The organism is bacterium, from assembly GCA_037131655.1.
Classification (GTDB): Bacteria; Armatimonadota; Fimbriimonadia; order Fimbriimonadales; family JBAXQP01; genus JBAXQP01.
In genome coordinates this window covers 1-1669 of sequence record JBAXQP010000464.1, presented here as the reverse complement: position 1 = coordinate 1669, position 1669 = coordinate 1, and the positions used below count along the sequence as shown (strand labels likewise).

Below are 1669 nucleotides of genomic sequence, written 5' to 3'. Positions count from 1 at the left end.
GCATAGACGAGCCCATGATCTTTTGAATATAATTCAAAAGAAATTATCACCATAGAAAACTTGAACCCGTTCTTGATTATTAGCCCTGCCATTCGTGTAAATACTCCTATGCGCAAACTTATTGAATGCGTGCCTAATTTCTCTGAAGGCCGCAACCAAAAGACTATAGAAGCCATCGCCAAAGCTATCGAGCAAGATGGCGAAATTATGTTGCTGGATACTCATATTGGCGCAGCAGCGAATCGCACCGTCTACACATTCGTCGGTCCCCCTGAAGCAGTCCAAGAGGCTGCTTTTAGAGCCGTTAAAACTGCTTATGAACTGATCGATATGTCAATCCATTCAGGCGTTCATCCTAGAGTTGGTGCGATGGATGTCTGTCCTTTCATCCCCATTCAGGGCACATCGATAACGGAATGCGTACAAATCGCAAAGGACTTAGGCAAGCGCCTTGCAGACGATCTCGATGTGCCGGTTTATCTTTATGAATACGCAGCTTCCTCCTCCAAAAGAAAGAACCTTTCTGCCATAAGAGCCGGTGGATATGAAGACTTACCTACTAAATTATCCGATCCCAATTGGAAACCTGATTTCGGCCCCACTGAATTCAGACCAAAATGGGGCGCCAGCGTCGTCGGAGCAAGAAATGTTCTGATCGCATTCAACGTGAATTTAGATACCAATGATGTTAGGTTAGCGCAAGAGATTGCCTTGAGCATTCGAGAAAGCGGAAGATCTGCACATGATGCAAACGGTAAGCCCATCAGAATTCCCGGAAAACTCGAAGCAGTTCGAGCGATCGGTTGGCATATCGATGAATACAACTGCGCCCAAGTTTCCACAAATGTACTTGATTACCATACAACCCCATTACATGTGGTCTACGAAACTATCATCGAAGAAGCCGAGAGGTTAGGGGTAAATGTCATTGGTTCAGAGTTAATTGGTCTTATCCCATTAAATGCTCTACTTGAAGCAGCAGAGCACTACTTAATCTGCCGCGACATGCCACCCCCTTCTTCTGAAAAAGAGCTAATCCAAATAGCATCCCGCTACCTGGGCCTCGATCACTTATCCCCGTTCAATCCGGAACAGAAAGTAATTGAGTACCGGATTAAGTGATAGGCAGAGCGGGAATGTCCTCCTTTCCAAGGGGGTCTACGTATAGCTGGCATTAGCTTTTGAGGAGATTGCCACGGGCACGAACCATCCTTCTCAATGACACTGACTGGAATCGCTTTTCACCTTGACCCCTCCTATCTCCTGCCAGTAAAATACGAATGTAGCTAACCAGTTGAGAAGGAGAGCGCATTTTGAAGAAGCACGTTATTAATGAATATAGCCCCGATTTACATCCTGCTTATGTTTCTAATGGATTGATCGGGTTTCGGCTTGGAAAAATCCCATTTTTGAATGCTCAGGTTCAGGCTAATGGATATTTTGCAGTTAGCCCGGAAAAGCGGACGGAAGAGTATGGGGATGCTCCGTTTCCGATTGGGGCGGATATTCATATTGGATGGTATGAACGGCTATCTGATCGACCTGACAAGACGGTCTTCCATGAGCAAAGCTTTGACTTCTCCAATGGCGAGCTTGATACTCGATTTGATTTCGTAGCCGCAGGTGTGACGGTTAAAGTTCACGTACTCACCTTTGTTAGCCGCACTAT

2 protein-coding genes are annotated in these 1669 nt (G+C 45.8%); both read left to right on the top strand.

The features are described from left to right. The first annotated feature begins 108 nt into the window (after window positions 1-108). A complete protein-coding gene (ftcD, locus tag WCO51_13645; GenBank protein ID MEI6514297.1) occupies window positions 109-1122 on the top strand; it encodes a glutamate formimidoyltransferase in 1014 nt (337 codons plus the stop codon). A 191-nt stretch (window positions 1123-1313) separates the two neighbouring features. Continuing rightward, window positions 1314-1669 (top strand): hypothetical protein (locus WCO51_13640; protein MEI6514296.1); only part of this gene is annotated, 356 nt, incomplete at its 3' end.

Excerpts from the sequence above, each read along its gene's own strand:
- ftcD (MEI6514297.1), top strand. The coding sequence starts at position 109 with ATGCGCAAACTTATTGAATGCGTGCCTAATTTCTCTGAAGGCCGCAAC.